Below are 5325 nucleotides of genomic sequence, written 5' to 3' on the forward strand. Positions count from 1 at the left end.
ACTCCATAATTCTATAGGTTTATTATGATGTTGCCAAAACTGGTATTTGCTTGTAGTTGCATTCTTTTTTCCTGCTCGCTCAAACATCCAAAGTAACCATTCTTGTTATGAAACTTATATTTTCTACTCATATCTCTAAAATACAAAAAGCTACACTAAAAAATTAGTATAGCTTTTTGTTATGTTTACTCTTTTACTTTTCTTACTCATGCTCGGCACTAGTATATACTAGCGCTAGCGTGGGATAATTTTGAAAACAAAAAAATAGCCTTCAAATTAATGAGGCTATTTTAATACAAAAGTTAATTACAACTTTACCTTTTGTTCTCTACAAGGAATGTTTTGTAATCTTGCAACAGCTTTAAAATTTCTTCCAAAGTAATTACAAACATCAATTTTGTATCTCCTTGTTCATCTAAAGTGAAAAAATCGAAAACTTGAAAACCTCCCTCAGGATATTCTTCTTCTGTCGGATCTGCTGAAAAAGCGTATCCTATAAAACCTTGTTGGTTTTCTATGCTATATGAGGCATCAGGATCACCATCTATGACACTTTGAATCCCTTCAATTAGAGTTTGAACATAATCACTGGTTTCCTGTCCTTCAAATATCATTGACAAATAATCGTAAGGTCTTTTTACTAAAACTCCAAAACTTATAAATTCATCATTTAAAGGTTTATTTTTATAAATTTCATATTTTATCATTATAATCCAATTTTAAATTAAAGGAAAAACAGTTGTTATTTCTCCATTTACTATCACAAATTTAATTTTTATTCCATTAGTTGTTCTTCCAAAGAAAAATATGGGGTTGGTGTCTACCATTTTATTTTTAAAAGCAAAGGCAACTTCTTCTAATATACGTTGTTTATTCCAATTTTTAGGAAACATTGTGGTATCAATAATAGTACCACTACTATTATATTTATCTATCCAGTTTCCATTCGTACCTTTCATTTGTACATGGGCTTTGTATACCTCATCGTCTAATGGATTAGGAGGTCTCCTACTTCCAGGCTTTATTCTATTTTTAACATTGTCAAGTAAATCTTCACTATGAATTCCTTTTGTAGAGGGAGTTCTTCTTCCTCTTGCTCCACGTCCTATTCTTGTAGATCGTAAATGTCCTTCAAAAATATGTTCTATTAATTCATCTAAATTGCTTCTAGTTATTTGTGTTAAAAAATCATTATATGCTACTCTACGTAAGTTAGCTTTTTGTATTAAGTCAGACAATTCATCCATGTATTGGGAAATACTTTTGCCTTCTCTTTTTGCATTTTTAATAACATCTTTCAAGAAAGATTTATATCGCTTAGATTTACTCTCAGAAAAGACAAGTACATTTTTCCAAAATAGTTGACGTTCCCCACTTGTAACTCCTATCGAACCCCAACAGCTTAAAATAATACTCGTATTACGTTTTATTTTTATAGAAATAAAAGAGTGATTCAAGAGTTTACGAATATTATTTTTTTTATACTTCTTAATTTTCCAATTATTACGAAGCCACATTATTATTCGTTTCATAATAATTAGGTTTTTTTGCCAATAGGGCAAAGATTAAACACATTGTCTGTATAACTACTAGGTGTATATCCCATTTTTTTAAATAGTCGTTGTTCTGTAACATCAAATAGCTTTATATATGCTTCGTCCGCCAATTGCTTGGCAGTAGCGAGTAAACTTTTTAAGAACGCTAAAAATTCGTCCATTAGCCCGGGCACGTCCAATTTTCGAATGCGTTTAAAAAGCAAACTCATACCATCAACTAATACTTTAGGACTCGTAAACACAAATTCAGTAAATTGTCCTGTAGCTTTTAGTATACTTTTAAAAGCGTCTATATTTACTTGTATTGCTTTAGCTACTGTTGCGCCTCCCATAGTTGCCATGGTAGTTACTATCTCCTCAATAATAAAACCTATAGCATATCCAATTCCATAACCAATGGCGTCACTATGTGTTTTTACATAAGTTCCAGCTTCAGCCACTTTGGTCATAATTGCACTTGGACTGCTTAATAAATCAATGACTAATTTGGGTGCTTCTATAAAAAAATTGGCAATAGCTGCTAAATTTTTAAAAGAAAAAAGTTTGATTACTGCTTCAATACCGTTTTCTAATAATTCAATTACCATACTTACATAGCCAGATTTATTATCAGATTTTGCTGCTTGATATAAATAGTATGGTAAACTTATAATATGCCCTACCATAGTTAAAATACCACCTACAGCAGCCGATATGCTGTTCAGTAATCCAATAAGTAATCCGTTTACAAATAAGTATATTTCTTTTGAAGAAAGAAATTTTACCATGGCATCATATACATCTCTCATTTTTTCAATCACATCAAAAAGAATCGTTAGCTTATCTTTTAAATAGTCTTTGATACTGTCTATAGGTATTTTGTCAAGAAAGCTTTTAATGTCTTTTTCAACATCGTTAAGTTTGCTTTTGAAATTTGCGCTATTTTTTTCTACATTTTCATTGATGGTATCAACGATTTCTAAAAATGTTTCAAACCCTGGAATAATAGGCGCAAAATCTTTATTTAAGTTTCCATCTTCATTAAAATAACGCCATCGCTTCTCATCAAACCTTAGATTTGCAGAAATTCCTTCTCCGATAAAAATAAGTGGATCAGCAATAGCTGCTTTTACTAATCCCGCAGTTAATTCGATTACAAAATCTGCTACCTGTCCTAAATAATAAAAGAATCCTTTTTCTTCATTTGTTTTCTTAGCTTCTAAATGTCCTTTACATACCTTTTTTATTTGTTTAGGTCTTGTATCTACATTAAATACATTTGCTAAATGAGCTACTGCTCTATAAGGTATTATAGATATAGAATTGATGTTTTTTCCTGAAAGTACTCTAGCTACCGATCCAAAAATATTATAGGAATCATCTTTCTCTAAAAAGAAAATAATTTCATTGTCTTTGACATTATCAATATTGATTTGTGCGCTCTCTAGTTTTGCACCATCTTTTGCAAAAAAGAATAGTAAAGATAGTTTAGGATTTTCTAGTAATTCTCTAAGCTTCCTATCATATAAAGAAAATAATTTAGAAGTAGATGGCGTAACAGCTTCAACAGCTGCTTCACCTCCTAAAGAAGCTATTTGTGTCTTTACATAATATTTATCTTCATATTTATAAATGACGGCACCGTGTAATTCTGTATAAAATGTTGGATCATCTAAAACGGTATACGGAGGTACATTTTTTATAATAACATCTTCTCTAGTTGTAACATGCCCGTTTACAATGTAATAATCATCCATAATATTACCATCTATGATTTCTTTATTGGTAACTTCATAATCGTATTTATTACTATCCAAATGTTTAACTTCTCTATAGGAATAAGAAGAAGGATAAAGATTTGGTACAAATTGTTCTTCATCAGGAGCTTCTCTGTCGTCTTGAAAAACAATATGATCGTTAAATACAACTATATTTGGTGCAGGCTGGTATTTTTTATTGAAATTTCGAATTCCATATTCAAATGCATGCATAATACTCTGTTTTTAAAATTCATAAATAAGCATTGCAACGCCAAATGACATTGCAATACTTTTGACAATTAGTGATATTTATTTTCCAGTGGTTTCTGGAGTAGTACTTGTAGTATCACCTACTTGTAGGTTTTTAAAAACCGTAGGATCATTTAAAATCTGAGAACTACACTCTGTCTGATCAGATTCAATAAAGTCTTCAATATCATCACATTCACATGGTAATGCTTTTTCTACTTGTAAGCCTAAGCTATCTGCTTGTAAAATGGTTAAGGAAGTTGGTACTTGCGTTTTCCATGCTTTTCCTTCTTTTACACCTAATGGTTTTTTAAGTTCATCTACAATGGAACGGTATAATGGATCATCTAAAACAGGCAATTCTCCACCATTCCAAATGCTTCCAGTTGACATGTAATGTAATACTGCTTCTTCAAACCCAGGGCGAACGGTCAATACTACTCTTGCCAATCCTGCTTGCATAAAGCTTCTAAACAATGGATCGTTGTTTTCATACGAGTATAAATCATTCCATTCTTTACGATTTGCCCAATAGAAAGGGTAGAAACTGTATGACATAATTTCCCATTCAAAAGCCTGCTCCATAAACTTCGCAAATGAAGCATAGTCGTCCATTGGCTTGGTAACAGTAACTTCGTGATTTCCTAATGTATCGCCTGTGTAGAATTGTTTTCCGTATGTTTTGGTAGCTGTTGGTGCTTGATCCATTAAATACGATAAACAGTTTTTTCGTAATACGGTTTGTTCTATTTGACGATAAAACATCGGATTAGAACCGCTGAGTTCCGCTTCTTTTTCTCCTTCTTGACTTTTTTGTGCCAAATATGCTGCCATCTGATCTTCATAAGCCGTTAGAATGGCATTAAAGGTTTCATTCTGCCACCTTTCTATAAATTCAGGTAATACTCGTAAACAAATACTAATATTAGAATTCCCCGAAAGATGTTGGTGTGAAGAAAAAGAAATTGGAATATGTCCTACGTGTTTGGCAACATCCTTTTCCACATTTTTATGGGTCATCAATACACCACCGACGATAATTTTTGTAGAATTAGATGGTCCATCAATACTATCTGCCCAGTTGGCTTTTGCTTTGTAGGTATAATATCCTTCAGGCAATTCATAATTCACATCTTCTCCAAAACGCTCGTGATTGTTACTGATAACTTCTGTGGCTTGGTATGAAAAAGCATGTCCTACATACATTTCTTCTATTGGCGGCTCTGTAAGTTCTGCATTGTATTTTGCTGCTAATTTTTTGTAGTTAGAAGCGGTAATCATAGAAGCATCAGCGATGGTTTGACCACCAATTACAACCGTTCTAGGATCAATTGGTTCATTGAGTTCCATGGTATCTGTATTTCCATCACCCATTTCTGTCATCGCCAAACGATGTAGTTTAGAAGGTTGGGGAATGGCAAATTCATACATCAATCGTCTTCCATAATTGTAGATTTGATTTTTATATACCTTATCTACCCAACGGTATACACCAACTACATGTTTGTCGCCTTTACGATTGTCAAAACCATGTGTATTGTTTTCTTCGTATTCTTCAATAATTTTGGTGATACGCTCTTCTTTGACACGTTGTACCACACGATCCATCGCTCGTTCAGTGATTTCCTGAGCTTCGGTCATGGCTTGACTGGTACTGTCTTCACTAGATGTATGCGTGGCAAAATTAGTTCCTGCGCCAACATTGAAATACAGACCTCCATTTCTTCCCATATTAAAAGAAGTATTAGCAGAAAAATCTTGTGATTCAGAAAGTACTTGTG

General features: G+C 32.7%; 3 protein-coding genes and 2 pseudogenes. All 5 read right to left on the reverse strand.

The annotated features are described in order from the left end of the window. Positions 1-105, reverse strand: a pseudogene (locus AB8B65_RS02640) (transposase); the annotation flags it as partial. Between the two features lie 209 nt (positions 106-314). After that, the gene (locus tag AB8B65_RS02645) at positions 315-707 is read right to left on the reverse strand and encodes a hypothetical protein (RefSeq protein ID WP_405299284.1); all 393 of its coding nucleotides are present in this window, start codon (positions 705-707) and stop codon (positions 315-317) included. 12 nt (positions 708-719) lie between these two features. Continuing rightward, positions 720-1532 (reverse strand): EndoU domain-containing protein, encoded by an 813-nt coding sequence (locus AB8B65_RS02650; RefSeq protein ID WP_405299285.1) that lies wholly within the window; start codon positions 1530-1532, stop codon positions 720-722. 5 nt (positions 1533-1537) lie between these two features. After that, positions 1538-3526: a hypothetical protein gene (locus AB8B65_RS02655; RefSeq protein WP_405299287.1), complete on the reverse strand. Its 1989-nt coding sequence runs from the start codon at positions 3524-3526 to the stop codon at positions 1538-1540. A 78-nt stretch (positions 3527-3604) separates the two neighbouring features. Continuing rightward, positions 3605-5325: pseudogene (locus AB8B65_RS02660) on the reverse strand (hypothetical protein); the annotation flags it as partial.

This window comes from Kordia sp., assembly GCF_045105435.1.
Lineage (GTDB): Bacteria > Bacteroidota > Bacteroidia > Flavobacteriales > Flavobacteriaceae > Kordia.

Bases quoted from the DNA above. Each gene is read 5' to 3' on its own strand.
- AB8B65_RS02645 (WP_405299284.1), bottom strand. From the start codon at position 707: ATGATAAAATATGAAATTTATAAAAATAAACCTTTAAATGATGAATTT.
- AB8B65_RS02650 (WP_405299285.1), bottom strand. From the start codon at position 1,532: ATGAAACGAATAATAATGTGGCTTCGTAATAATTGGAAAATTAAGAAG.
- AB8B65_RS02655 (WP_405299287.1), bottom strand. From the start codon at position 3,526: ATGCATGCATTTGAATATGGAATTCGAAATTTCAATAAAAAATACCAG.